The sequence below is a fragment of the Agathobaculum desmolans ATCC 43058 genome (genome assembly GCF_000701665.1).
In the GTDB taxonomy this organism is placed as follows: Bacteria; Bacillota; Clostridia; order Oscillospirales; family Butyricicoccaceae; genus Agathobaculum; species Agathobaculum desmolans.
Window position 1 is genome coordinate 19,054 of sequence record NZ_JNJN01000023.1, and the last position, 25,672, is coordinate 44,725.

Here is a 25,672-nt window from a genome sequence, read left to right on the forward strand (position 1 = left end):
TTAAACAAGGACCGAAACGGTTGGTTTCGGCCCTTGTAGGTTTGATGTGTTGAAAATAGGCAGGAGCGAAATTACTTCAGACCCGCGGTGATGATCGCCATCTGGTAAACTTCGTCCGCGTTGCAGCCACGGGACAGGTCGTTGATCGGTGCGTTCAGACCCTGCAGGATCGGGCCGTAGGCTTCGAAGCCGCCCAGACGCTGGGCGATTTTGTAGCCGATGTTGCCGGCGTTGATATCCGGGAAGATGAAGGTGTTGGCCTGACCTGCAACCGGAGAACCCTTGCACTTGGTCGCCGCAACAACCGGAGAGAATGCAGCGTCAAACTGCAGCTCACCGTCGATTGCCAGCTCGGGGGCGGCAGCCTGCGCCTTTTCGGTAGCGTTCTTCATCATATCGACGGTATCGCCCTTGCCCGAGCCCTTGGTGGAGTAGGACAGCATAGCGACCTTGGGATCGATGCCGAATGCCTGTGCGGTCTTGGCGGTTTCGATTGCGATCTCGACCAGATCATCCTCGCCCGGATTGATGTTGATGGCGCAGTCGCCCATTGCGTACATTTCGTCACCGCCGTCCTTGGCATCGCGGCGCAGGATAAAGCAGGAGCTTACGATCTTGTTGCCCGGCTTGGTCTTGATGATCTGCAGGGCGGGACGAACGGTGTCTGCCGTCGAGTAGGTGGCGCCGCCGAGCAGGGCGTCCGCCTTGCCCATCTTGACCAGCATGGTGCCGAAGTAGTTGCCCTTGGAAAGCGCCGCGCGGCACTGCTCCTCGGTCATTTTGCCCTTGCGCAGCTCGACCATCTTGGCGACCATTTCATCCATGCCTTCGTAGGTAGCAGGGTCGATGATCTCCATGCCGTCGATATCAAAGCCGCCGACCTGCGCCGCCGCCTTGACTTCGTCGACCTTGCCGACCAGAATGGAGTCCAGCAGACCGTCCTTCTTCAGGCGGGCTGCCGCCTCCAGAATACGGGGATCGGGACCCTCGGTGAATACAATTTTGCGCTTGTCCGCTTTCAGTGTAGCGATCAGATTTTCAAACATGGTTGCACTCTCCTCTATATGCTCTCGTGCGTCCGCGCGGTGTCTCCCAAACTGCGTGCGGACGTTGGTATCACTATTATACACCCGCAGCGCGCGGTTTCTCAAGAGTAATTTGGGTATATTTTGGATGACTGCCGTCATCTTTTCGGCAAATGCGGGTTGACCGGATAGGACACAGGGCACAATAGGGCAGAAGGGAGTGTTTATCATGCAGGTGATTCGATATTTGAACGGAAAACGGCTGCACGGCGTGATGCCGCCGCTGCTGCTCGACCACGAGGGCATTGGTGCACTGCTGGAAGCGGCGCGATACCGGCAGCAGCTTCCATTGCCCGAGGGGCAGCCCTCTGCTATACTGGAGGCGGAGGGACGCGGTTCCGGAAAGGATTTGATATGAAGCATACCGCGTTGTATCTGCGTGTATCCACAGAGGCACAGGCAGACGAAGGCTATTCGCTGGCGGCACAGGGTGAGAAACTGGAGGCTTACTGCCGTATGAAAGGGATTGAGCGGTTCCGCCGCTATGTGGACGGCGGCTTTTCCGGCTCTAACCTGAGCCGTCCGGCAATGGCCGAGCTGATCGAGGCGATCCGCGGCGGCATGGTCGAGCGGGTGGTGGTGTACAAGCTGGACCGGCTGAGCCGCAGCCAGAAGGATACGCTGTATCTGATTGAGGATGTATTTTTGCCGCACGCGGTGGATTTTGTTTCGATTAACGAAAATATCGATACAGGCAGCCCATACGGTCGTGCGATGATTGGTATTCTGTCGGCCTTTGCGCAGCTCGAGCGTGAAAATATTTTTCTGCGCACCCGCATGGGGATGCGGGAACGGGTGAAGCAGGGCTATTGGCCGGGCGGCGGCAAGATCCCCTTTGGTTATGATTATGATGCGGCACAGGGGATTCTGGTGCCCAACCGGGATGCGGATACCGTGCGTGAGATTTATGCGCGGTATCTGGCAGGACAGTCGACCGGCCGTATTGCGCGCGAACTGGGGCTGCGCTATGAGCAGCTGGTGCGTCAGATCTTATCCCGGGAGAGCAATACCGGGGTGATCGTTTATAAGGGAGAGCGGTATCCGGGACGGCACGAGCCGCTGATCGACCGGGAGACCTTTGCGCGGGCGCAGCGCCGCCTGTCCCGCGCTGGGCAACCGCGGGCGGCATCGGGCGGCAAGCTGCTGACCGGCCTGCTGGTTTGCGGACACTGCGGCGCTAAAATGCGGTATCAGAAATGGGGCGGCGCGGGGGATAAGCTGGTCTGCTATTCGCGGGATAAGTCCAAGCCGCATCTGGTGCACGATGCGGGCTGTCCCAATCGGGGGATGATGGCGCGGGAGGTCGAAGCGGTGGTACGGCGCGATCTGGCACGGCTGGCTGCCGCACCTGTGAAGGAACCCGATCGGGACGGCGAACAGGACGCCTGCCGACGTGCCTGCGAGCGGGCGGCGCGCCGCCTGCGCCGCCTGTATGAATTATATGCCGAGGGAGAGGACGATACGCTGCGGGAAGCGATCGCCCGCGCGCGGCAGGATAAGGAGCGGGCGGAGCAGGCGCTGGAACAGGCGCGTCTGCTGGCAGACCGGCGGGCAGATGCCGATTTGCAGGATGCCTTGTGCACAGTCGGCACCGAATGGGATCGGCTGACTGCTGAGGAACGGCAGCGCTTGGTGCGTGCCTGTGTGGACAAGATCGTGCTGCAAAACGGGAAAATAGAGGTTTATTACGCCATAGAAGGCGCCGCATCCGGTGCGGCAGACGCAGGATAATTGTATTTCGACTTACCATGTTCATGCCGATGATTATTGGGGAAATCCGGCGCTATCTGCGCGATAACAGCGCGCTGCGGGTATCGCGCAGCCTGCGGGATACTGCATATAAGGCATTGCAGACGAAGGAAGCCTTTATCCGGGAGCATCAGCGTGAGCCGGATATTATGGAGCTGTCCAAGGCGATGGGAGTGCCCAAGCAGGAGGTCGTATTTGCGCTGGATGCCATTCTGGATCCGGTATCGCTGTTTGAACCGGTGTTCCACGATGGCACGGATACGGTTTGTGTGATGGATCAGGTGGGGGATCACAAGAATACGGATGACCACTGGCTGGCCAGTTTGGCGCTGCGGGAAGCGATTGACAGCCTGAACGACCGGGAGAAAAAAATCATCCGGATGCGGTTTTTTGAAGGCCGTACCCAGATGGAGGTGGCGGAGGAGATCCGTATTTCGCAGGCGCAGGTTTCGCGGCTGGAAAAGGGGGCGCTGGATCACATCCGCAAGCAGATTTGAATATGACAAAAGCAGAAGCCGTCAGGATTTGTGTCCTGACGGCTTCTGCTTTTACGGTGTATAAAAATGAAATCAGTCTACCTTGACCGTCCAGCCCAGCTCATCGGGCAGGGTGCCCCACTGGATGCCGGTCAGTGTGTCATACAGCTTGTGGGTAATGTCTCCGATCTCGCCGTTGTTGATATAGGCGACATCGTTTTCATACCGCAGCTCGCCCACCGGGGAGATGACTGCGGCTGTGCCGGTGCCGAATACTTCTTCCAGCTTTCCTTCTCGGGAAGCCTGCATCACATCGGCAATGGGCAGACGCTCCTCGGAAACCGGGATATCCCAGTGGCGGAGCAGATCGATGCAGCTCATGCGGGTCACGCCCGGCAGCACGGTGCCCGCGCACGGGGCGGTGTAGACGGTGCCGTCGATTTTGAAGAAGCAGTTCATCGAGCCGACCTCTTCCACATACTTGTGTTCTACACCGTCCAGCCAGAGCGTTTGCTCATAGCCCAGATCGTGCGCCTTGACTTGGCTGATCAGAGAAGCCGCATAATTGCCGCCGCACTTGGTAAAGCCGGTGCCGCCCGGGCAGGCGCGGGTGTACTCATCCTCAACAAAGATTTTGACCGGATTGATGCCGGTGGAGTAGTATGCGCCGACCGGTGAGCAGATAATGATGAACTGGTGCGTTTTGGAGGGGCGGACACCCAGATGGGGTTCGGTTGCGATGACGAACGGACGGATATACAGGCTGGTGCCCGGTGCATGCGGCACCCAGTCGCGTTCGACCGAGACAAGCGCCTTGACCGCCTGCACAAAATCCTCCGTCGGAAGCGCGGGCAGGCACATGCGGTGGTTGGTATTGATCATGCGCTCGGCGTTTTTATCCGGGCGGAACAACTGGATCGAGCCGTCCGGCGTGCGGTAAGCCTTCATGCCCTCAAAGGATTCCATGGCATAGTGCAGCACCATGGAGGCCGGGTCAATGCTGAGCGGCGCATAAGGCACGATGCGTGCGTCGTGCCAGCCCTGTTCTTCGTCATGGTCGATGACGAGCATATGATCGGTATAGTAGATGCCGAAGCCGAGGTTATTTTCATCTGGCTTGGGCTTTTTATTGGCAGTGAGCTGTTTGGTGATCTGCAGCATGGTGGATCCACTCTTTTCTGTTTGATTTTTTACCCCTTTATTATAGCACTTTGCCAAGATAAAGCAAGGCGTTTTTATCTGCAAAGGGTGACAAACCGGCTGCACTTTGCTATAATATGTTCGTATGATTTGCTGAAAGGGGTGAGGGCGCATCAAACAAGTGAAGAGATGGGTCGGTATGCTGCTGTGCGCGGCACTGCTGCTACCGCTGCTGCCGGCGCAGGCCCGTGCGGTCACCCTGACGGCGGTAAACGATACGCTGCTGCCTTTGAATGAGGGGACCATGCCTGCCCGCTTGGGGGGCGAGATGTATGTGCCGTACGGTGTATTTTCTTCTCTCGGCGTGTCATCTTCCAGTGAGGAGGGGGTTCTCAGCCTGTCCTCCAACGGGCAGACCCTCAGCTTTTCCCCGGCAGAGGGGTATGTGTACGACCAAAATCTAAACAGTTATTCTACCCCGGCATACAACCGGAACGGTACGGTATATGTACCGGTCAAGCTGTGCTGCGGGGTGTTTGGACTGGGATATTCCACGCTGAATGTCGCGGGGGAGACTGTGCTGCGCGTGACCGACGGTTCCGCGCAGAGTGATGCGGGGTTTGTATCGTCGAAGGGCGGCGAGATCGAAAACGTGATCAATACTTATAAGGGGATTTCGCCGCAGCGCCCGCCGGAACAGCCGCCCGTTCCGGAAAAGCCGGAGGAGCCGCCAATCCCTGAAGTAGAGGAGCAGCCGACACAAAAGCCGTCCTATGTGTATCTGGCGTTTTACGGCATGCCGACCGGATATACAGGGGGGATTCTGGATGCACTGAAGCAGACAGGACGGTCCGCTACCTTTTTCCTGCCGGTGGAGGAGCCGGCAGGCTGGCCGGATGATACGGTGCGGCGCATGGTGGCGGAAGGTCATACAGCGGCGCTGCTGCTGGATGCCGATGCAAAAAGCGATCCCACGGCGCTTATTGCCAGTCTGACAGCGGCGAACGAGCGGCTTCGTTTGCTGACCGGTGCCTGTACGCGGATTATTTCCTGTCAGGACGGATGTGACCGGCTGACGGCGGTGCAGCGGGATAGATTGACCGAAGCCGGATACCGCCTGTGGGACAGCACGATGGACAGCGGGGATGCGGAGCAGTCCGCCGAGCGGGCATACGCTACCACAGCGCAGCAGTTTGCTGAAACCAGTGCGGTGGTAGTAGCTGCGCTGCATCACGGCAGTGCCTCTGCGCAGACGGCTACGCTGCTGTCATCCTACATGAGCCGGCAGGGGATCCCTTCTGCACGGATCACGCTGTCGGCTGTGCCGGTCAACCGTGCAGCCGATACCCGATAAAAACGCAGATAAAAACCCCGCAGTGCATGGAATTTTCTATGCGCTGCGGTTTTTTTCCGGTATGGAGGTATGGATGTCAGAACAGTGTCATCTGCCGCTCGGCAAGGTTGACGATTCGCAGGCCGGCCTGCTCTGCCATACGCACGGTTTGTGCGGTGCCGCCGGGCTGACCGCTGAAGTAGCAGATCAGGAGGGAGGAGGCATCCACCATAAAACGGTTGCGTGCCGCGTAGCAGCCGGGATAATATTGCCGGGATAGGGCATATACCCGGTCGGCGGCGAGCAGGCATTGGTTGAAGCTGCGTTTCCATATAGCCGGATATTGGTCAGCCTGCCGGTCGAACGGGACGGCGCACAGCAGTTCAACGGGGAAATGCGCGCGTGCACGCAGCACAGCCTGTGCGGCCCACAGGTCGAAGCCGGTGGACATGCCTGACAGAAACCGGGTATAGCCCTGCAAGGCGGCGCGCTCAACCGCGCGGTCGAGCGTGGCACAGAGCGCATCGGCTGCTGCAGTATCGTTTGCCGAAAAAGGCATTTTTTCGATCCGGTAACCGGAAAAACAACAGGTTTTGCTGCGCAGATCGTGCATGGTGATCCCTCCGATAAGAACAAATGTTCTGTTAAGCTCAGTATACACCGCTGTGCTGGAAAACGCAAGTTGTAAATCCGGAAAAAAACTGATACAATACAATAGCATAGGGAGGAGGGACGCTGTGAACGGACAAAACCGTCTGTTTTATCTGATCAAACGGATGGTATATCGCTTTTTTTCGGATGGGATCCCGCAGGCGGCGGCAGAGCTGTCGTATTTTCTGTTGTTCTCTATGTTTCCGCTGCTGATGTTTCTCAACTCGGTGCTGGCGCGGCTGGATATTTCAATTGACAGCATCGCACCCGTGCTGGAGCTGCTGCCGAAAAGTCTGCAGCAGCTGATCACGGGATACCTGATACAGCTTTCCAGCACGCCCTCATTCAGCCCGATGATGATCGGGATCGGACTGACGCTGTACTTTTTGTCCCGCGCGGTGCGGTCGATGATGCGAACGGTAAACGGTATTTATCACGTGGAGGTTCCCCGCGGCATGATGCGTGAAGTGCTGCTGTCGTTTGCCATCACGGCGGGCTTTCTGGTGTCGCTGGTGTGCAGCTTTGTCCTCATCGTAGCGGGGCGGATGCTGCTGCGCCTGCTGCCGCGGCTGCTTCCGATTCCGCAGGCGGTGCTTGATATGACGCATGACGCCAGTTTTTGGGTCATGATTGCATTTATTTTTGTCTTTTTGATGCTGTTTAACCGGGTGGTACCCAACCTGCATCTGAAATTCCGGGAGGTTTGGCCGGGGGCGCTGTTTTCTCTGGTGGCATGGCTGCTGGTATCGTGGATTTTTTCGTTTTATGTGGATAATATGGCGCGGTATTCCGTGCTGTACGGTTCGCTCGCGGTGATCATTGTGCTGATGCTTTGGTTGTATATTGTAAGTATGATTCTGTTGATGGGACCGCAGCTCAATCACACGCTGGTCGTGATGCGTTTGTACCGGTTGGAGACCGGACGGCATGCAGATTGAACAGGGCTGCGGGGAAACCGGAAACGTATGTTTTGTCCGTACAGGACGAGATAAATGAAGGAGGAAAAAGAAATGAAAGTTGTAGCAATCAACGGTTCGCCGCGTAAGGACGGCAACTGCACCAAGATGTTGGCAGTGCTTGGTAAGGTGCTGGAAGCGGAGGGCATTGCATTTGAGGTATGCCAGCCCGGCGCGAAGGTGCATCCCTGTTTGGCGTGCTATCATTGTTTGGATCATGGCACGCTGCGCTGCATTCAGGATGATGACGGCGTGAACGAGATCATTGAAAAGTGCATTGCAGCGGATGGTATTGTGCTGGCATCGCCGGTGTATCATGGCGGTATGTCGGGCAACATGAAGTGTGTGCTCGACCGTTTGATGCTGGCAGCCGGATGCGGTGATAACCAGCTGCACCACAAGGTCGGTGCAGCGTTGTGCACCCTGCGCCGTACCGGCGGTTTGGAGACGTATCAGCAGCTGCTAGCAACCATGAATTGCATGGAGATGCTGCTCGTTACTTCGGATTACTGGAATGCAGTGCACGGCGCGGAAAAGGGCGAAGCAGCGCAGGATATCGAGGGCGTGGAGGTCATCGAAAAGCTGGGCCGCAATATCGCATGGACGCTGAAGGTTATTGATCGGGCGGGCATCGAGCCGCCGGAGACCCATGCGCGCACCATGTTCAACTATATTCGATAAGAGCATACCGCAGGCCGCATCGGACGATTTGGTTCGGTGCGGTTTTTTATTGTGGAAAGGAAAATATATAAGATATTATGCAATATATACTTGACATAGTGAAAGATATATCATATACTGATGGTGCAAAGAGGTGAGAGCGTGAAAAATAAAAAGCTCCGGCTTGCACGGGTGGAAAAAGACTTTTCGCAGGCGGAATTGGCGGAACGTGTGGGTGTCACGCGGCAAACCATTGGACTGATTGAGGCGGGTGGATATAATCCCACCTTGAATCTGTGCATTGCAATCTGCAAAGCGCTGGATAAAACACTGGATGAACTGTTTTGGGAGGAAACATGATATGAAGCTGTTTCATAAAGCAAAGGATGAACGGGTGATTGCAGAGGTCAATCGGGTTTACAAAATTGGTTTTTTCCTGCTCACCGCAGGGATTCTGGTGGATATTGTGCTGCAGGCATGGGGCGTGGATTTCCGCGGCGGGCAAAACGGCAGGGTCAATCAACTGGAATTTGTGGTCGTGATCGGTGCACAGCTTATCTGCCTTCTGCTGCTGGCGCGCCGGGGCATGATGGACGATAATGCGTTTGCCGAATGTGAGCACTATCCGTGGAAGCATTATCTGGCACAGGGGCTGCTGGCAGGTGCAGCCGCCGCTGTGGTGGTTTGTGCAATGCAGGCAGGAAGCGGCGCAGTATGGGCTTCCATGGGGATCGGAACGATCCTGTTGATCTTTGCCGTGCAGCTGATGTTCCTGCTGCCGTTGACCGTGGGGCTGGTGCTGCTGCTTACCTATTTGCTGTTCCGCTATGCCAAGCGCCGCCGCATGCAGGCAGAATCGGTGGATGCAGAGGAGGATATTTGACACGGTGAGAAAATCGGAAGAGAAAATTCATAAAATTTTAACAGAATGTTACCGATTTGTCGTTGAAGTGGCTTCCTTTTCCAGATAATATAGAACCATATTGTGAGTGGTGGAAGGGGAATAACAACATGATGATGGGTGAACGCAATATTTTGCAGGTCTCACCGCAGGTAGAGGCGCTTGCGAATCTCTGTGCGCAGCATGACCGTATTGAAAGCAAACTGTACAAAGAATTTGACGTAAAGCGCGGCTTGCGCGACCTGAACGGTGAAGGCGTGCTGGCTGGTCTGACCAACATTTCGGACATTATCTCCAAACGCGAGGTGGACGGGCAGTTGGTTCCATGTGACGGCGAGCTGTATTATCGCGGCATTAAAATCAACGATTTGGTTGAGGGATTCATTAAGGACGGCCGCAAAGGATATGAAGAGGTCACCTATTTGCTGCTGTTCGGTGAGCTGCCGGATGCCAAACGACTGAGTGATTTCAAAAACTTGCTGGCGCAGGGGCGCACCCTGCCGACCAATTTCACACGCGACGTAATCATGAAGGCGCCGACGCATGATATGATGAACAGCCTGTCGCGCAGCGTGCTGACGCTGGCCTCGTATGACAGCCGGGCGGATGATATCAGCCTGCCCAATGTGCTGCGCCAGTGCCTGATGCTGATTTCGGTATTCCCGATGCTGGCGGTATATTCTTACCATGCGTATAACCATTATGAATGCGGCAACAGTATGTATATTCACTATCCGTCGGACAGCTTGTCGACAGCCTCTAATTTCCTGCGTATGCTCCGGCCGGACATGCAGTATACGCCGCTCGAGGCCAGTGTGCTTGATCTGGCGCTGGTGCTGCATATGGAACACGGCGGAGGCAATAATTCATCCTTTACCACGCATGTGGTCACCTCTTCGGGAACGGATACATATTCCGCGATCGCGGCGGCGCTTGGCTCGCTCAAGGGACCGAAGCATGGCGGTGCGAATTACAAGGTTGTGCAGATGTTCGATGATCTGAAACGTCATGTATCCGATACGACTGATGAAGAGGCGGTAGCGGATTACCTGTGCCGGCTGCTGCGCCGCGAAGCATTTGACGGCAAGGGCTTGATCTATGGCGTGGGCCATGCGGTGTACTCGGTGTCCGATCCGCGTGCGCAGGTATTCAAATCCTTTGTTGGGCAGCTGGCGCACGAAAAGGGTCGGGATGCGGATTTTGCCCTGTATTCGCTGGTTGCGCGGATCGCGCCCGAGGTGATCGCACAGGAAAGGCAGATCTACAAGGGCGTATCAGCCAATGTAGATTTTTATTCCGGTTTTGTGTACTCCATGCTGGGACTGCCGCCGGAGCTGTATACGCCGGTGTTCGCCATTGCGCGTATTGTGGGATGGTGTGCGCACCGGTTGGAGGAGCTGGTCAACACAGATAAAATCATCCGTCCGGCATACCGCTGCGTGCAGCCGGCCGAGGCATATGTATCGCTGAAGGATCGGTAAAGCGTAACATGTTTGCAATAAAGCGCAGATCAATAGATCTGCGCTTTGCCGTATTCGATAGGTGTGTATAAAAAGGAGGAATGTAGAAGTGAAAACGATCGGCTTTATCGGCGTGGGCGTTATGGGACGTTCGATGGTGAAAAATCTTCTCAAAGCGGGGTATGAAGTATCCGTGTATTCCCGCACCAAAAGCAAGCTGGCGGATTTTCTGGCTGAAAACAAGGTACAGTGGTGCGATTCCGCGGCGGAATGTGCAGCGGATAAGGATGCGGTGATCACTATGGTCGGCTATCCGCAGGATGTAGAGCAGGTATACTTTGGTGAAAATGGTATCCTTGCGGCAGCACGGCCGGGAGCCTACCTGATCGATATGACCACCACCGATCCGCGCCTGTCTGTTCGGATTCAGGAGGAAGGCGGTGCACATGGCCTGCACACGCTGGATGCACCGGTTTCCGGCGGCGATACGGGGGCAAAGAACGGTACGCTGTCTATCATGGTGGGCGGCGAACCGGCGGACTTTGACGCATGTCTGCCGCTGTTTGAAGCGATGGGCAAGCAGATCGTATATGAAGGTCCTGCCGGCGCGGGACAGCATACCAAGATGGCAAATCAGATCGCAATCGCCGGAACGATCGCCGGCGTGAGCGAGGCGCTGACCTATGCGGAACGGGCGGGGTTGGATCCGGAAAAGCTGATTGCCAGTATTTCTAAGGGAGCGGCAGGCTCGTGGCAGATGGAAAACCTGATGCCCAAAATGGTGAGGGAGGATTATGCGCCCGGTTTTTTCCTTAAGCACTTCATTAAAGATATGAAGATCGCGCAGGCGCAGAGCGATAAAGCTTTACCGATTCTGGAGCGAGTGTGCGCAATGTACGGCGATCTGGAGGCGGAAGGCATGGGAGATCTGGGCACGCAGGCGCTCATTTGCCATTACCGCGAAGGATAATGTGAACAGAAACAGAAAACCGCGCCTCCGGCAAAGCCGGAGGCGCGATTTTTCCTGCGTGGTTATTCCTTAAAGGCGTCCTTTACTTTATCCCAGAAGCCTTTGCGCTTTGCCTGATTGGCATCGGTCGAGGTTTCCTCGAATTCGCGCAGCAGCTTTTTCTGCTTATCGGAAAGATTCTTCGGCACCTCGATGTTGACGCGCACATACTGGTCACCGCGTCCGCGGCCGTTCACATTTTGGATGCCCTTGCCCTTCATGCGGAATACCGTGCCGGTTTGCGTACCCTCCGGCATCTTGTATTCTACGCGGCCGTCAATGGTCGGCACCTGCAGAGTGTCGCCGAGCGCAGCCTGCGCAAACGAAATCGGGATATCCACATACACATCCTGCCCTTCACGAGTGAAAATGGGATGCGGGCGGATGGAAACGGTGACGAATAGATCGCCGGCAGGACCGCCGTTTGCACCTGCGTTGCCCTGTCCACGCTGCTGGATGGACTGACCCTCATCGATGCCGGCGGGAATATTGACCTTGAACTTGCGCGTCTTGCGCACGCGACCCTGTCCGCCGCATTTGGAACATGGATTTTTGATGATCTTACCGGTACCGCGGCAGTTGGGACAGGCTCCCTGCGTTTGGAACATGCCGAGCGGTGTCCGCTGGGTTTGTGTTACTGTGCCGGTGCCGCGGCAGTTGGGACAGGTTTCCGCACTGGTTCCCTTAGCGGCACCTGTGCCGCCGCATTCATCACAGGTTTCGATCCGGTTGACCGAGATCTCCTTTTCACAGCCGAAAGCGGCTTCCTCAAACGAAAGGATCACGGTTTGCCGAATGGATTCGCCGCGCTGCGGTGCGTTGCGCCGCTGTGACCGGCCGCCGCCGAAGCCGCCGCCGAAGCCGCCGCCAAAGAAAGAGCCGAAAATATCGCCCAGATCGCCCATGTCAAAGCCGCCGAAGCCCGCGCCGCCTGCGCCGCCGCCGTAGCTTGGATCGACACCGGCAAAGCCGAACTGGTCATATTTAGCGCGCTTATCCGCATCGGACAGGATTTCATAGGCCTCGTTGGCCTCCTTAAACTTGTCGGCGGCCTCCGGGTTATCCTTGTTCAGATCCGGGTGATACTTGCGCGCGAGGCGGCGGTAAGCTTTTTTCAGTTCCTCCTCGCTGGCGTTTTTTTGCACGCCGAGCACCTCATAATAATCTCTTTTGTCTGCCATATAGATCCCTCATATAATGAGAATGGACATGCCACAGGGCGGAACGGCAGCCGTTCCGCCCCATGCGGCATGGAAGTTTACTTGTTCTGGTCGTCGTCCTTCACTTCGGTGAAGTCAGCGTCGACGAAGTCGCCCTGCGGGCCGCCCTGTGCGCCGGCTTGACCGCCCATGTTCGGATCGCCCTGCGGCGCCTGCTGCTGGTAGATCTTGCCTGCCAGATCGCTGAACTTCTTGGAAAGGCCGTCGGTCGCCATCTTGATCATTTCGGTATCCGTACCCTTGAGCGCTTCCTTGACCTTGTCGATCTCTGCCTGTACGCCGGACTTTTCGTCGGCAGACAGCTTATCACCCAGATCGGTCAGCGCCTTTTCGGACTGGAATACGAGCTGCTCGGCGCTGTTGCGCACCTCAACGGCTTCCTTGTTTTTCTTGTCCTGCTCGGCGAACTGCTCTGCCTCATGCATCGCCTTGTCGATCTCATCCTGCGAGAGGTTGGTCGAGGCGGTGATGGTGATCTTCTGCTCCTTGCCGGTGCCCAGATCCTTGGCGGATACGTTTACAATGCCGTTGGCGTCGATATCGAACGTAACTTCGATCTGCGGTACGCCGCGCGGCGCCGGGGCAATGCCGTCGAGGGTGAAGCGGCCGAGGGTTTTGTTGCCGGCAGCCATTTCACGCTCGCCCTGCAGCACATGGATCTCAACCGAAGGCTGATTGTCCGCTGCGGTGGAAAAGATCTGGCTCTTCTTGGTCGGGATGGTGGTGTTGCGCTCGATCAGCTTGGTGCATACGCCGCCAAGGGTCTCAATGCCAAGGGACAGCGGAGTAACGTCAAGCAGCAATACGTCCTTGACCTCACCGCCGAGTACGCCGCCCTGAATGGACGCGCCGATGGCAACACATTCATCCGGGTTGATGCCCTTGAAGCCTTCCTTACCGGTCAGGTTCTTTACGGCTTCCTGCACGGCCGGGATACGGGTGGAACCGCCGACCAGCAGAACCTTTGCCAGATCGGAAGCGGTCAGACCGGCGTCCGACATGGCCTGACGGACGGGCACCATGGTGCGCTCGACCAGATCAGCGGTCAGCTCATTGAACTTGGCGCGGGTCAGCGTCAGCTCCAGATGCTTCGGACCGGTGGCGTCCGCGGTGATATACGGCTGGTTGATCGAGGTCTGTGCCATACCGGACAACTCGATCTTGGCCTTTTCCGCCGCTTCTTTCAGGCGCTGCATGGCCATCTTGTCGGCAGACAGGTCGATGTCATTGGATTTCTTGAATTCAGCCACCATCCAGTCGATGATGCGCTGGTCGAAGTCATCGCCGCCGAGGTGGGTATCGCCCGCCGTAGCCAGCACTTCCAGTACACCCTCGCCGATATCGAGGATGGAAACGTCGAACGTGCCGCCGCCAAGGTCGTATACCATGACCTTCTGCTCGGTTTCCTTATCAACACCGTAAGCCAGTGCGGCAGCGGTCGGCTCGTTGATGATGCGGAGAACTTCCAGACCCGCGATCTTGCCGGCATCCTTGGTAGCCTGACGCTGCGAGTCGGAGAAATAAGCGGGAACCGTGATAACAGCCTGCGAAACGGTCTGTCCCAGATAAGCTTCGGCATCCGCCTTGAGCTTCTGCAGGATCATCGCGGAAATTTCCTGCGGGGAGTAGGGCTTGCCGTCGATGTCTACACGGTAATCCGAGCCCATGTGCCGCTTGATGGAAATGATGGTGCGGTCCGCGTTGGTAACCGCCTGACGCTTTGCGACCTGACCGACCATGCGCTCGCCGTCCTTGGAGAAGGCAACGACAGACGGGGTCGTGCGTGCGCCTTCCGCGTTGGGGATGACGACGGCTTCGCCGCCTTCCATAACCGATACACAAGAGTTTGTGGTACCAAGGTCAATACCGATGATTTTTCCCATGATTGATTGCACTCCTTTATATGATTCAGATACTTTATTACAGTGATTGCCGCGCCCTCCGGCGCGCATTTATCCGGAAATTTCAGTAGATTGAAATTTCCATAAAAACCGGGAGCGTCTCTCGGTTTTTATCCCTCGACTCAGCCGCCTTGGGCGGCGACATTCGGGTATCGAAAGCAAGTTTCAAGGGAACCTGCTTTCGTATATAGGGGACTGATGAAAGTCCCCTATAAGTTGTCAGTTGGCGACCTTTACCATCGCATGACGGATGACCTTATCACCCGTCTGGAAGCCCTGCTGGAATACTTCTGCAACCACGCTTTCACCAAGCTGATCGTCCTCCACATGCATCACGGCATTGTGGAAGTTGGGATCGAAGGTGGTGCCGGGCGCGGATTCGATGATCGTGACATTCAGCCCCTTTAGGCTTTCCACCAACTGGGTCATCGTCAGTTCCACGCCTTTTTTGTATTCGGCATCTGCGGTTTCCGCTTTGATGGCGCGCTCGAGATTATCATAGGTAGGCAGCAGCGCCTTAACGGCGTGGCTGACCGCATCCGTGTAGGACTGTTCGCGCTCACGCTGGCTGCGCTTGCGGAAGTTATCATACTCTGCCGCCATGCGGAGATACCGGTCGTTCAGTTCGTCATACTTGGCCTGCCAGTCCTCCGCAGGGGCTGCTGTTTCGGCGGCCGCGGTTTCCTCGGCGGTCATATGTTCGGTTTCTGCTGCCTCGGACTGTTTTTTCTTACTCATATCGTGTCATGCCTCCATTTGTGTTAAGGAAACCGGGTATTCAGTGGTTTCCGTCATTCTCGTCTAAAAAGGTTTCGGCAATCAGCCGGTTCAGCCCTTTGGCAAAGCGGCTGAGCTGAGCGGATAACTTGGCGTAATCCATGCGGGTCGGTCCGACAATGCCGATTGCACCCTGTCCGATCTTGCCGATATCGTATTTGGCATAAATGGCCGAGGTTTCACTGAGCGGGTTCTCGCCGTTTTCCGGCCCGATGAAAAACTCGATGCCGTCGATTTTGCGGGTTGCAGGGAGCAAATGCTTGCGTTCATCCTCCATATAGTCGAGCAATGTCTGCGCTTTGCGGGTATCCTGATATTCGGGAAAGCGCAGCAGCTTGCTGGTGCCTTCCAGATAAACCTTTTGGTTGCTCAGTTCCTGCACCAGTTCGGCCAGATATTCTGCAACCGGTGCAAGCAGGGCGCTCAGTCCTGCGGCACGACGGACAATATCAAAGCGTTCCGCAGTGATGTGGCTGAGCGGCAGGCCGGTCAGCGTTTGGTTGAGCACATAGGTCAGCAGCTCGGCTTCATCCTTGGAGACGGGCGCAAGCGTGCGTACCATCTTGTTTTTGACCGTACCGGAATCCGTGACCACGACGATGACGAAATTCAGCTGATCCACCGGAATAATTTCAAACTGGCGAAGAGTGATCTGCGTCAGTGACGGGGTAATCGCCACCGAAGCGTAATTGGTCAGGCCGGAAATCAGCTTGCCGGCCTCCTGGATCAGCCGGTCAAGCTCGCGCACGCGGGTTTGCATCATACTGCGCAGCGAGGGAGCCTCATCTCCGGTATCAGCAGGGCGCTCCATCAGCTCATCGACATACAGGCGATAGCCACGCGGCGAGGGGATGCGCCCGGCAGAGGTATGGGGCTTTTCCAGATAGCCCATTTCTTCCAGCTCGCTCATTTCGTTGCGGATGGTAGCGGAGGAAAAGGGGAGGGCATGGCCCTGCGTCAGCGCTTTGGAGCCGACCGGCTCGGCAGTGCGGATATAATCGCCGATGATGGCTTTGAGGATTTGCTTTTTTCGCTCGGAAAGCTCCACGGTCAAAGCTCCTTTCAGAGAGGGTTTAGCACTCCGTATCTCTGAGTGCTAAACTTAATTTACCACCCAAGAGCGGCAAAGTCAAGTGCCGTTTATGAATATTCTGTTAAAAGAAAGCGTAATTCTGTCACCCTGCGGGGCAGATTGCTAACGCATTGCGGTTGGAAGCGGAAAAAGCGGGCGATTCCGCCCGATCGGACTTGCATCCGCCTGTGGAAAATGGTATTCTGTTATAGAAGAGAAAAGCGGCATGCAGGCCGTATGAGAGAGAAATATTTTCTGTGAGAAGAAGGAGAATTATCACATGAAAGAAGTGAAAGTCGGTATCGTAGGTCTGGGCCGTCTCGGCGCAGTGCATGCGGAAAATCTGGCGTTCAAAATCCCCGGCTGCAAGCTGGTAGCGGCATGCTCGCTGGAGCAGAAGGAGCTGGATTGGGCAAAGGACTACCTGAAGGTAGACTTTGTTACGACTGATTACCGGAAAATGGTGGATGAAGCGGATATCGAAGCGGTTGTCATCGTTTCGTCCTCGCCCGAGCACTGCTGGATGATCGAGTATGCGCTGGATGCCGGCAAGCATGTATTTACGGATAAGCCGCTTGGCTGCTCGCTGGAGGAGTGCAAGCGCGCGGAGGCTGCGGTAGAGCGCCATCCCGAAAAGATTTTCTTCCTCGGTTTTATGCGCCGCTACGATCCGTCCTATGCGGATGCAAAGGCGCAGATCGACGCAGGCAAGATCGGCAAGCCGTACCTTGTCAAGGCAACCGGTCTGGATCCTGAGGCGCTGGTCGAGAGCTGCATTAAGTTCTCCAAGACCTCGGGCGGTATCTTTATCGATGCGGCTTCGCACGATATTGACCTGATGCGTTGGTTCCTCGGCGGCGAGGTGACCGAGGTATATGCCGCCGGCACAACCTTCAAGCATCCCGAATTTACCGAGAACGGCGATACGGAAACCGGTATGGCGATGCTCAAGTTCGATAACGGTACGGTAGCGTTCCTGCATGTGGGCCGTACTGCGCCGCACGGTTACCACACGGAAACCGAGATCGTTGCGACGGACGGGCATATCCGCGTGGCTGGTGTGCCGTGGAAGGATCGTGTGATGGTATACGATCAGTACGGTGCCCGTCAGGAGATCATCGAAAATTTCCCGCAGCGTTTTGCGGAAGCGTACCTGCTTGAGATGGTCGATTTCATCGACTGCATCCAGAAGGACCGCAAGCCTGAGCTGACCGTATACGACGGTACCAAGGCGACCGTTGTCACCTATGCCATTACGGATTCGTTCCACAGCGGCAAGGCGGTTCAGGTAGAATACTGATTTTGATCGACAGTCTCAAGCCCGGCATAAGCCGGGCTCAGCCTGTCAAAAAAGTATGTTGTCGATGGGTGTTAGCAATACGCGCGGCAGCGCGCATATAACAGCATTTGCAGCGCAAATGCATAAAAAGTCAGGACATGTGCCTGACTTTTTATACTTTAAGAGAGGAAAAGTTCCTGCATAGGAACTTTTTTCGTCCATGTTTGGCGAAGTCCAAACATAGATTGTCGGAAAAACGAAGTTTTTCGACAGTCTCAGCCCGGCATGAGCCGGGCTTTTGTATTGCCGCAAGGGGTTGCTTTATTTGTACAGCGCAGGTTTTTCCATCATTTCGATCGGCAGGAAGGTACCGGTGCCGCGCGAACGGTTGAGTGCATCCGCTGCGACACAGGCGGCATAGCCGTCCCAAGAGGAGGGGCCGTCCGGTGCGCCGGTTTCGGCCAGCGTTTTGACCCAATGGGTCAGCTCGATATCATAGGCTTCGATGAAACGGTCCTTCCAGTCGGTCAGGATAGGGAAGGAGCGGGTCGCATCGGCACGCTTGACGACGGCGTAAGGGTCAGGCAGGTTGACCGTACCCTTTTCGCAGACAACCTGACACTGGATATCATAACCGTAGGCATCGGCCACCTGCACCTCAACATCAATACGGGCGCCGGATTTGGTCTCCAGCAACACGATCTGCGGGTTGTCATAGCCCTTGGTCGAGCAGGCGGACTGGCGCACCTTGAGCACCTGCCCGCTTTCGTATTCATCGGAAAGCAGCCAGCGGCAGATGTCCAGCTCGTGAATGGCTACGTTGGACACACCCATCTCGGTCTGGAAGCCATCCGGCTGGGAAACATTGCGGTGGCAGGCGTGAATCATCAGCGGCGCACCCAGCTCGCCCGAATCGATGATGCGCTTCATTTCGGCATAGCCGCGGTCGTAGCGGCGCATGAAGCCTACCTGCACCAACCGTTTCCCCAGCGCGGTTTCGGCACGGATGATCTTTTCGCAGTCCGCGGCGCTCTGTGCCAGCGGCTTTTCGCAAAAGACGAATTTACTGTGGCGCAGCGCTTCCAGCACATACCCTGCGTGGCTGGGGTCGGACGAGGTGATGACAACGGCCTGCACCTCGGGGGCGGCGATCAGCTCTTCGCCGGTTGCGTAAGCCTTCAGCCCTTCGTACTGGGCGGCGGTTTTCCGTGCCGCTTCCTCGAAATAATCCGCACAGGCGACAACCTGACAGCCCGATACCAGATCGTGCAGGCGGCGGATGTGGTCGCGGCCGATGGCGCCGCAGCCGATAACACCGATATTCAACATAAATGCGCTCTCCTTTGTTTGGTAAGTTGTTTATTTCCCGTTTCGCACGGTGCGGATCAACTGTATGGCGGGCGGCAGTGGATGCAGCCGTAATACATATCTGTGCGATAAGGGTTTCATCCTTTTTCATTCTGAAAAAAGACTGCTGCGGATGCAGCAGTCTTTTTGGAAAGCAGTTTGCTTACTTGGCAGCCAGACGGCGAGCCTTGGCTTCCATGCGCTCACGGGTAACGTCGATGAATACGGCGAGGATGATAACCAGGCCGAGTACGATGTTCTGGATCGCAGAGGAAGCAGCCATCAGGGTGAAGCCGTTACGCAGGGTGCCGATGATCAGCGCGCCGAGGATGGTGCCGAGCATGGTGCCCTTGCCGCCCATGAAGGAAGCGCCGCCGATGATGCACGCCGCGATCGCGTCGGTATCGAGCGGCTGGATCGCGTTTGCACCGTTGGTGATGGAGGAACGGCCGATCGAGATCAGGCCGGCCAGCGCTGCGCAGAAACCGGAAACCGTGTAGCAGAAGGTCAGTACGTTATCCGAGTGGATACCGGACAGACGGGCAGCTTCCGGGTTGCCGCCTACACAGTAGATCGAGCGACCCAGCGCGGTGCGGGTCAGGAAGATGTGCATGATGATGTACAGAATGATAACGAGCAGGAAGCATACCGGGATGCCGCCGCCCAGCGCGGTGAATACACGCTTAGAGCCCAGCCACATAACGCCTTCCGGGAAGCCGGAAACCATCTGCGAACCGGTTACCAGCAGCGCCATGCCCCAGAGGAAGTTCTTCATACCCAGCGTAGATACGAAGGGGTGGGGCAGGTGCAGACGGGTGAGGAGCATGCCGTTGATCCAGCCAACGAGCGTGCCGGCTGCGATTACGAGGACGATCATCAGGAACGAGTTCTCCGAACCGCGCTGTACCAGCATACCGGCTACACAGGCTGCGAACGTTGCGTTCGCGCCAACCGACAGGTCGATGCCGGCGGTGATCAGGCACAGCAGCATGCCGATCGACAGAACCGCGTTGAACGAGGTCTGGCTCAATACGTTCATCAGGTTGTTCGGCTGAATGAACTTGCCGCCGCTCATTACCGTGATCACGATACAGAGCAGCACCCAGGCGATCAGTACGCCAAGCTGATTAAATTTACCCTTATTCTTTGTCTTAGTCATCTAAAGTACCTCCCCATGCAGCCTTCATGATAGATTCCTGATTAAAATGCTTGCTGTCGCGTTCGACCTGCGCCATGACCTTGCCGCCGCGCATGACGATGACACGGTCCGACATACCGAGGATCTCGGGCATTTCGGAGGAGATCATGATGACGCACTTGCCCTGCTTTACAAGGCTGTTCATGACATTGTAAACCTCAACCTTCGCGCCGACGTCGATACCGCGGGTCGGCTCGTCGAAGATGAAGATATCCGCATCCGTGTTGACCCACTTGCCGATAACAACCTTCTGCTGGTTGCCGCCGGAAAGCTGGCCGACGATCTCATCGATCGACGGGGTCTTGATGCGCAGCGAGGCAATGTGCTGCTCGCCGGTTTCGAGAATACGCTTCTCGTTCAGGAAGGGGCCGTCGCTGAAGCCCTTCAGGTTGGCAAGGATCAGGTTGGTGCGGATGGTCTGCGCCAATACCAGACCCTGACCCTTACGGTCCTCGGTCAGGAAGGCGATGCCTGCCTGAATCGCGTCGCGCGGGGTCTTGATCTTGGCTTCCTTGCCGTGGATGTATACCTTGCCGCCGTCGATCGGGTCTGCGCCGAAAATCGCGCGCATGGTCTCGGTACGGCCTGCGCCGACCAGACCGGCAAAGCCGAGGATCTGTCCGCCGTATGCTTCAAAGTTTACGTCGTACAGCACGCCGCCCTCTTCCAGATGCTCTACCTTGAGCATCGGCTCGGCGCTCTTCTGGCCGAATTCCTTCGGGAACTGGTTCTCGAGGGTACGGCCTACCATGCCGGCGATCAGGTCGTCGTTATCGGTTTCGGTTACCTTCTTGGTCCAGATGTGCTCGCCGTCACGCATAACGGTAACGCGGTCGCACAGCTCGAACAGCTCTTCCAACTTATGCGATACAAAGACGATGCCGATGCCGCGGTCGCGCAGGTCGCGGCAGGTGGTCATCAGCTGCTCAACTTCCTTTTCGCCCAAAGAGGAGGTCGGCTCGTCCATAATGATCATTTTTGCGTCGATCAGAACCGCCTTGGCGATTTCGATCATCTGCTGCACGCCCATGCCGAACGTGCCCGCAGCCTTGGTCGGATCGATATCCTGACCCAGCGAGGCCATGACTTCCTTGGCCTTTTTGTGCATCGTGGGGTAATCGAGCAGACCGCCCGGCCCCTTGATCCACTTGTTGATGAAGATATTGTCGGTAACGCTCAGCAGCTTTTCGATGTTCAGCTCCTGATATACACAAGCGATACCGGCAGCGGCGGAGTCGTTCGGGTCCTTAAAATGCATTTCCTGACCGTTGACGAAGATCTGGCCTTCGTCTGCCTGATGCACGCCTGTCAGCACCTTGATCAGCGTCGACTTACCCGCACCGTTCTCGCCGATCAGACCGAGAATTTCGCCCGGCTTAACCGCCAGGCTCATGTTCTTCAGCGCTACGACGCCCGGAAAGCGCTTGGTCGCGTTTTTCAGTTCTACTACATATTCACTCATTGCATAATCACCTTTTCTTCTCCGAGAGGGGGGTTGACGCAAACTTTGACTGGTGCCGCTCTCGGTGCGGCCAGCCCGTGCAGATGAGGAACCGGCTTGCGAAAGGTTTGCCGTCTTTCTTGCCGTTTGGAAATACGAACGCCCCTGCAAGATTTTTACTCAAATCGTTTACAGGGGCGTCGGTATTATGATTTACTCACACCCAGTTGGTGATCTTACTTGACAGCGTCGAGGTAGCCCTGCAGGGTGTCCTTGCGCTCCTGCGCGTTGTCCTTGGTAACAACGTCCGCACCGGAGTCGATGAACGCTTTGATTTCGCCGCCGTCGAGCTTGGTTACAACAGCCTCAACAGCCTTGTAGCCCATCTCGTAGCCCTGCTGCGCAACGGACATGGTCAGACGGTCCTCGAGGATCGCGGTGCAGGCGGACTGGATGCCGTCAAAGCCGAGGAATACAGTGTTCTTGTAGTTCTCGTTGTTAGCAGCAACCTTAGCCGCAGCCATCGCCATATCGTCGTTGTTCGCGCAGATGATCGCGATGCCTTCCGGATACTTGGAGATGATGCCTTCCATCGCAGCAACAGCCTTGTCAGCTACTGCGTCAGCGTACTGTACTTCCTTTTCGAGGAAGTCGCCGCCGGCAGCTTCAACGCCGGCCTTGTAACCGTTCATACGGTCGGTGTTGGTGGTGTCGCCTTCAACGCCTGCGATCTCGATGCACTTGATCTCTTCCCAGCCGAGTTCCTTAGCGAGCTTGACAGCAGCCTCGCCGCCCTTCTTACCAGCAGCCTCGTTACCGGTGCCTACGAAGGACAGAACTTCGGGGGCGTCGATCTTGGTGTCAACCGCAACGATCGGCTTGGTCTGGCCCTTGATCAGGTTGGCAACCATGTCAGCCTGCAGCGGAGCGATAACGTAGCCGTCGTAGTCGCTGGACAGGTCGGTCTGGATCATGTTGAGCTGCTCGTCGTAAGCGGTCTCGGAAGTTGCGCCCTTAACCTCGACCTCAACATTGTCGTGCTCCTTGTCGTACGCCTTCGCGCCGGCAACTACGTACTGCCAGTACTCGGAAGCGGTGGTCTTCAGGATCACGTCGATCTTGTAGGAGTCGCCGCCTGCCTGAGCGCCTGTATCACCGCCGTCGGCCGGCTGCTGATCGCCGTTGTTGCCGCACGCTGCCAGGCTTGCGCACATTGCGCCCGCGAGTAACATTGCAAGTAGTCTCTTCTTCATGATAAACCTCTCTCCTTTTTCTGTGCAGAACATGGGCATCGCGTTTCGGGGATATCCCCGAAGAAGAGAAGGCGCACGCCTTCTCTTTGCTGTGTGACATATTCCGCTTTGATGTGACTCTGCCGCATTGCAGAGCCGGGGAACGCTCCAACGTTCTGTAACCATTTTAATGCATTTGGGGATGTTTGACAAGAGTGGATTGGTATTTTTGTTGCTAATAGTGGTTTCCGGTTCGGTGGTTTTGTGCAGGTTCACAAAGAAAGCAGAAGCAAATAGAATTCCTATGCTGTGCATTGTGCAAAACGACGGGGAGTAGGAGATTTTAGATAACAAAATGACCGTTAAATATCCGCTTGTTTGGTGATATTATGGAGAAATCGCTTGCGGCTAAAGGTTACAGTGTGGTAAAATTATCACACATTCATGCAGAAAAGAGGAAGCGGAATGAAACTGGCCGTTAAGACCTGTACATTAGATATGCCATATGAAGAGATGCTGGACTTTTGCGCTGCGCAGAAGGTTGCCGCGCTGGAGATCGGAACGGGCAACTGGTCGGGGGCGCCGCACTGCGACTTGGATCTGCTGGTGCGCGACCGGATCGCGCGGGAGCGCTGGTATGACGCCATGCGCTGCCGAGGGCTGGAGCTGTGCGCATTGAACTGCTCAGGCAATCCGCTGGCTTATGAAAAGGAAATGGATGTGACCCGGCAGACTTTCGAACTGGCACAGCAGCTTGGGGTCAAAAAAATCGTGATGATGAGCGGTCTGCCGGCTGGCTGCGCCGGGGATAAAACGCCGGTGTGGATCACAACATCGTGGCCGCCGGAAACACAGGATATTCTGGATTACCAGTGGAATGAGGTGGCGATCCCGGCGTGGAAGCAGATCGTCCGCATGGCGGAGGACTGCGGTATCAAGCAGATTGCGCTGGAAAACCATGGGATGCAGCTGGTTTATAATCCGGAAACCTGCCTGCGCCTGCGCGACGCGGTAGGGCCGATGGTCGGCATGAACCTTGATCCGTCGCACCTGTTCTGGATGGGCGGCGACCCGATCGAGGCGGCGCGGGTGCTGGGTGAGCATGGCGCGATCTATCACATCCACGGCAAGGATTCCCGTCCGGAGCGCCGGTATTGGCAGCCCAATGGGATGCTGGATACCAAGCCGATCGATGCATTTGCACAGCGTGCATGGAATTATGTTGCAGTCGGTGCAGGGCATGATGCGAAGTGGTGGAAGGAGTTTTTTTCGGTTGTGCGGATGTCGGGATATGATGGTGCGGTATCGCTGGAAATGGAAGATCTGACATTGTCCATGCTGGATGGGCATCTGGCAAGCCTGCGTGTTCTGCGGGAAACGCTGAATATCGAATAACAGTTCCTTATTATGAATAAAAGATAAAACGCATCCCCGGCAGAGCAGTCTGCCGGGGATGCGTTGTTCAGATTTTGTTTAAATAATAGGGGGTTGTCTGGTAAACATAATAGTTGATCCAGTTGGTATAAAACAGGTGTGCGTGCGCTTTCCATGTGACAAGGATTTCATCATCCGGGTCATCGTTGCGGAAATAGTGTGCCGGTACGGCGGGATTCAGACCCTTTCCCATGTCGCGCTCGTATTCCTTTTTCAGCGTGTCGGAATCATACTCGCTGTGACCGAGCACAAAAACCTGACGGCCGTTCATCGCTTCTGCAATATATACACCGGCTTCGCTGGATTCCGCCAACAGCAATAGGCGGCTGTCCCGACGGATATCCTCGGCGCGCACTTCGGTATGGCGGGAGTGCGGAGCGGAAAATACATCGTCAAAACCGCGCAGCAGCGGCTCCTTGGGATACAGCACGTGATGGCGGAAAATTCCTGACATTTTTTGCGGCAGGGGATATTTGGGGATGCCGTAATGGTAATACAGACCGGCTTGTGCGCCCCAGCAGATATGCAGAGTGGAGTGGACATGGGTCTTGGTCCATTCCATAATCTCAACCAGTTCGTCCCAGTATTCCACCTGTTCAAATGGAAGATTTTCAACCGGCGCACCGGTGATGATGAACCCATCGTATTTGCGATCCCGGATATCATCGAATGTTTTATAAAAGGTAAGCAGATGATCTTCCGGTGTGTTTTTGGAGTGATAGGTCTTGGTTTGGATCAGGTCTACCTCGATTTGGATAGGGGTGTTGGATAAGCAGCGCAGAATCTGCGTTTCGGTGGTGATCTTAAGCGGCATCAGATTGAGCAGAGCAATGCGCAGCGGACGGATATCCTGTGTAGCCGCGCGGTGCTCGGTCATAACGAAAATGTTTTCACTCTCCAGCACCGCACGTGCGGGCAGACTGTCGGCTATCTTGATTGGCAAAAGCCGACACCTCCTTTATTGATAGATACTTTATTACTATACTATTATAACAGATAACACACGCTGTAACAAGAAGAAGAAAACCCTCGAAAAAAGTCAAAAAAACAGTTGACAATGCGGGGGAGGAGGAGTATACTAAATGAGCTGTCCCGGAAGGGGCGGCGGCCCGGAAAAAAGATTTGGAAAAAACGAAAAAAGTTGTTGACAAATCCGGAACGGGCTGATATACTGAATAGGCTGCTTCAAAAAGAGGCGGCGGTCAGAAAAGTTCGAAAAACGGCAGGAAAGCTTCGGAAATCTTGAAAAAAGATTGAAAAAAGTTCTTGACAAAACGAACTGAGTATGATAAACTAAGAAAGCTGCCAACGCAGCGGATTGTACCTTGTAAATTAAACAACGAAAAAGCTT

23 protein-coding genes and 1 pseudogene are annotated in these 25,672 nt (G+C 55.8%); 12 read left to right on the plus strand and 12 right to left on the minus strand.

What is annotated here, in order from left to right; genetic code table 11:
* Positions 1-71: 71 nt before the first annotated feature.
* The gene (pta, locus tag T363_RS0107355; RefSeq protein WP_031474681.1) at positions 72-1,046 is read right to left on the minus strand and encodes a phosphate acetyltransferase; all 975 of its coding nucleotides are present in this window, start codon (positions 1,044-1,046) and stop codon (positions 72-74) included.
* A gap of 208 nt (positions 1,047-1,254) precedes the next feature.
* Between pta and T363_RS0107360 the strand changes: the two genes are divergently transcribed.
* The 3 genes and pseudogenes from T363_RS0107360 to T363_RS0107370 all read left to right on the plus strand — a co-directional run.
* Positions 1,255-1,443: a hypothetical protein gene (locus T363_RS0107360; RefSeq protein ID WP_031474682.1), complete on the plus strand. Its 189-nt coding sequence runs from the start codon at positions 1,255-1,257 to the stop codon at positions 1,441-1,443.
* The gene (locus T363_RS0107365; RefSeq protein ID WP_051643162.1) at positions 1,440-2,816 is read left to right on the plus strand and encodes a recombinase family protein; all 1,377 of its coding nucleotides are present in this window, start codon (positions 1,440-1,442) and stop codon (positions 2,814-2,816) included. Before T363_RS0107360 ends, T363_RS0107365 begins: the two co-directional genes overlap by 4 nt.
* Before the next feature lie 14 nt (positions 2,817-2,830).
* Positions 2,831-3,331: pseudogene (locus T363_RS0107370) on the plus strand (sigma-70 family RNA polymerase sigma factor); the annotation flags it as partial.
* Positions 3,332-3,403: 72 nt separating this feature from the next.
* Here T363_RS0107370 and T363_RS0107375 read toward each other — a convergent pair.
* Positions 3,404-4,471, minus strand: a complete 1,068-nt coding sequence (locus T363_RS0107375; protein WP_031474688.1) for a branched-chain amino acid aminotransferase — start codon at positions 4,469-4,471, stop codon at positions 3,404-3,406.
* Positions 4,472-4,631: 160 nt separating this feature from the next.
* Between T363_RS0107375 and T363_RS0107385 the strand changes: the two genes are divergently transcribed.
* Complete coding sequence (locus T363_RS0107385) at positions 4,632-5,804, plus strand: polysaccharide deacetylase family protein (protein ID WP_154658767.1); 1,173 nt, start codon at positions 4,632-4,634, stop codon at positions 5,802-5,804.
* 76 nt (positions 5,805-5,880) lie between these two features.
* Here T363_RS0107385 and T363_RS0107390 read toward each other — a convergent pair whose 3' ends face one another.
* Positions 5,881-6,396, minus strand: coding sequence for an SLOG family protein (locus tag T363_RS0107390; RefSeq protein ID WP_051643164.1), 516 nt, complete (start codon positions 6,394-6,396; stop codon positions 5,881-5,883).
* Positions 6,397-6,520: 124 nt separating this feature from the next.
* On the opposite strand from T363_RS0107390, the gene T363_RS0107395 reads away from it, so the two are divergent.
* From T363_RS0107395 to T363_RS0107420, 6 genes are all read left to right on the plus strand, one after another.
* Positions 6,521-7,372: a YihY/virulence factor BrkB family protein gene (locus T363_RS0107395; protein ID WP_031474694.1), complete on the plus strand. Its 852-nt coding sequence runs from the start codon at positions 6,521-6,523 to the stop codon at positions 7,370-7,372.
* A gap of 72 nt (positions 7,373-7,444) precedes the next feature.
* Positions 7,445-8,071 (plus strand): flavodoxin family protein, encoded by a 627-nt coding sequence (locus tag T363_RS0107400; RefSeq protein ID WP_031474696.1) that lies wholly within the window; start codon positions 7,445-7,447, stop codon positions 8,069-8,071.
* A 141-nt stretch (positions 8,072-8,212) separates the two neighbouring features.
* The gene (locus T363_RS0107405; protein ID WP_031474698.1) at positions 8,213-8,410 is read left to right on the plus strand and encodes a helix-turn-helix transcriptional regulator; all 198 of its coding nucleotides are present in this window, start codon (positions 8,213-8,215) and stop codon (positions 8,408-8,410) included.
* A gap of 1 nt (position 8,411) precedes the next feature.
* Positions 8,412-8,933, plus strand: a complete 522-nt coding sequence (locus T363_RS0107410; protein ID WP_031474700.1) for a DUF6773 family protein — start codon at positions 8,412-8,414, stop codon at positions 8,931-8,933.
* A gap of 134 nt (positions 8,934-9,067) precedes the next feature.
* Entirely contained in the window at positions 9,068-10,432 is a 1,365-nt protein-coding gene (locus T363_RS0107415) for a citrate/2-methylcitrate synthase (protein WP_031474702.1), read from the plus strand.
* Positions 10,433-10,520: 88 nt separating this feature from the next.
* A complete protein-coding gene (locus T363_RS0107420; protein WP_031474704.1) occupies positions 10,521-11,381 on the plus strand; it encodes an NAD(P)-dependent oxidoreductase in 861 nt (286 codons plus the stop codon).
* Positions 11,382-11,443: 62 nt separating this feature from the next.
* Here T363_RS0107420 and dnaJ read toward each other — a convergent pair whose 3' ends face one another.
* The 4 genes from dnaJ to hrcA all read right to left on the minus strand — a co-directional run bounded on the left by dnaJ (position 11,444) and on the right by hrcA (position 16,366).
* Positions 11,444-12,601: a molecular chaperone DnaJ gene (dnaJ, locus tag T363_RS0107425; protein ID WP_031474706.1), complete on the minus strand. Its 1,158-nt coding sequence runs from the start codon at positions 12,599-12,601 to the stop codon at positions 11,444-11,446.
* A gap of 77 nt (positions 12,602-12,678) precedes the next feature.
* Positions 12,679-14,523 carry a molecular chaperone DnaK gene (dnaK, locus tag T363_RS0107430; RefSeq protein ID WP_031474708.1) on the minus strand — a complete coding sequence of 615 codons (1,845 nt, stop codon included), beginning with the start codon at positions 14,521-14,523 and terminating at the stop codon, positions 12,679-12,681.
* A gap of 237 nt (positions 14,524-14,760) precedes the next feature.
* Complete coding sequence (grpE, locus tag T363_RS0107435; protein WP_031474710.1) at positions 14,761-15,279, minus strand: nucleotide exchange factor GrpE; 519 nt, start codon at positions 15,277-15,279, stop codon at positions 14,761-14,763.
* A 40-nt stretch (positions 15,280-15,319) separates the two neighbouring features.
* The gene (gene hrcA / locus T363_RS0107440) at positions 15,320-16,366 is read right to left on the minus strand and encodes a heat-inducible transcriptional repressor HrcA (RefSeq protein WP_031474712.1); all 1,047 of its coding nucleotides are present in this window, start codon (positions 16,364-16,366) and stop codon (positions 15,320-15,322) included.
* 304 nt (positions 16,367-16,670) lie between these two features.
* Here hrcA and T363_RS0107445 point away from each other — a divergent pair, with 304 nt between their 5' ends.
* Positions 16,671-17,690 carry a Gfo/Idh/MocA family protein gene (locus T363_RS0107445; protein ID WP_031474713.1) on the plus strand — a complete coding sequence of 340 codons (1,020 nt, stop codon included), beginning with the start codon at positions 16,671-16,673 and terminating at the stop codon, positions 17,688-17,690.
* A 300-nt stretch (positions 17,691-17,990) separates the two neighbouring features.
* Here the strand turns inward: T363_RS0107445 and T363_RS0107450 are convergent, their stop codons facing one another.
* The 4 genes from T363_RS0107450 to T363_RS0107465 all read right to left on the minus strand — a co-directional run bounded on the left by T363_RS0107450 (position 17,991) and on the right by T363_RS0107465 (position 22,908).
* Entirely contained in the window at positions 17,991-18,998 is a 1,008-nt protein-coding gene (locus tag T363_RS0107450) for a Gfo/Idh/MocA family protein (RefSeq protein WP_031474715.1), read from the minus strand.
* 181 nt (positions 18,999-19,179) lie between these two features.
* Positions 19,180-20,175, minus strand: coding sequence for an ABC transporter permease (locus T363_RS0107455; protein WP_031474717.1), 996 nt, complete (start codon positions 20,173-20,175; stop codon positions 19,180-19,182).
* Complete coding sequence (locus T363_RS0107460) at positions 20,168-21,676, minus strand: sugar ABC transporter ATP-binding protein (protein ID WP_031474719.1); 1,509 nt, start codon at positions 21,674-21,676, stop codon at positions 20,168-20,170. Before T363_RS0107460 ends, T363_RS0107455 begins: the two co-directional genes overlap by 8 nt.
* A gap of 215 nt (positions 21,677-21,891) precedes the next feature.
* Positions 21,892-22,908 carry a sugar ABC transporter substrate-binding protein gene (locus tag T363_RS0107465; protein ID WP_031474721.1) on the minus strand — a complete coding sequence of 339 codons (1,017 nt, stop codon included), beginning with the start codon at positions 22,906-22,908 and terminating at the stop codon, positions 21,892-21,894.
* Between the two features lie 444 nt (positions 22,909-23,352).
* On the opposite strand from T363_RS0107465, the gene T363_RS0107470 reads away from it, so the two are divergent.
* Positions 23,353-24,282, plus strand: a complete 930-nt coding sequence (locus T363_RS0107470) for a sugar phosphate isomerase/epimerase family protein (protein ID WP_031474723.1) — start codon at positions 23,353-23,355, stop codon at positions 24,280-24,282.
* Between the two features lie 67 nt (positions 24,283-24,349).
* Here T363_RS0107470 and metA read toward each other — a convergent pair whose 3' ends face one another.
* Complete coding sequence (gene metA / locus T363_RS0107475) at positions 24,350-25,264, minus strand: homoserine O-acetyltransferase MetA (RefSeq protein ID WP_031474725.1); 915 nt, start codon at positions 25,262-25,264, stop codon at positions 24,350-24,352.
* Between the last annotated feature and the right edge of the window lie 408 nt (positions 25,265-25,672).

Bases quoted from the DNA above. Each gene is read 5' to 3' on its own strand.
- pta (WP_031474681.1), bottom strand. From the start codon at position 1,046: ATGTTTGAAAATCTGATCGCTACACTGAAAGCGGACAAGCGCAAAATT.
- T363_RS0107360 (WP_031474682.1), top strand. From the start codon at position 1,255: ATGCAGGTGATTCGATATTTGAACGGAAAACGGCTGCACGGCGTGATG.
- T363_RS0107365 (WP_051643162.1), top strand. From the start codon at position 1,440: ATGAAGCATACCGCGTTGTATCTGCGTGTATCCACAGAGGCACAGGCA.
- T363_RS0107375 (WP_031474688.1), bottom strand. From the start codon at position 4,471: ATGCTGCAGATCACCAAACAGCTCACTGCCAATAAAAAGCCCAAGCCA.
- T363_RS0107390 (WP_051643164.1), bottom strand. From the start codon at position 6,396: ATGCACGATCTGCGCAGCAAAACCTGTTGTTTTTCCGGTTACCGGATC.
- T363_RS0107400 (WP_031474696.1), top strand. From the start codon at position 7,445: ATGAAAGTTGTAGCAATCAACGGTTCGCCGCGTAAGGACGGCAACTGC.
- T363_RS0107410 (WP_031474700.1), top strand. From the start codon at position 8,412: ATGAAGCTGTTTCATAAAGCAAAGGATGAACGGGTGATTGCAGAGGTC.
- T363_RS0107415 (WP_031474702.1), top strand. From the start codon at position 9,068: ATGGGTGAACGCAATATTTTGCAGGTCTCACCGCAGGTAGAGGCGCTT.
- dnaJ (WP_031474706.1), bottom strand. From the start codon at position 12,601: ATGGCAGACAAAAGAGATTATTATGAGGTGCTCGGCGTGCAAAAAAAC.
- dnaK (WP_031474708.1), bottom strand. From the start codon at position 14,523: ATGGGAAAAATCATCGGTATTGACCTTGGTACCACAAACTCTTGTGTA.
- grpE (WP_031474710.1), bottom strand. From the start codon at position 15,279: ATGAGTAAGAAAAAACAGTCCGAGGCAGCAGAAACCGAACATATGACC.
- T363_RS0107445 (WP_031474713.1), top strand. From the start codon at position 16,671: ATGAAAGAAGTGAAAGTCGGTATCGTAGGTCTGGGCCGTCTCGGCGCA.
- T363_RS0107450 (WP_031474715.1), bottom strand. From the start codon at position 18,998: ATGTTGAATATCGGTGTTATCGGCTGCGGCGCCATCGGCCGCGACCAC.
- T363_RS0107455 (WP_031474717.1), bottom strand. From the start codon at position 20,175: ATGACTAAGACAAAGAATAAGGGTAAATTTAATCAGCTTGGCGTACTG.
- T363_RS0107460 (WP_031474719.1), bottom strand. From the start codon at position 21,676: ATGAGTGAATATGTAGTAGAACTGAAAAACGCGACCAAGCGCTTTCCG.
- T363_RS0107465 (WP_031474721.1), bottom strand. From the start codon at position 22,908: ATGAAGAAGAGACTACTTGCAATGTTACTCGCGGGCGCAATGTGCGCA.
- T363_RS0107470 (WP_031474723.1), top strand. From the start codon at position 23,353: ATGAAACTGGCCGTTAAGACCTGTACATTAGATATGCCATATGAAGAG.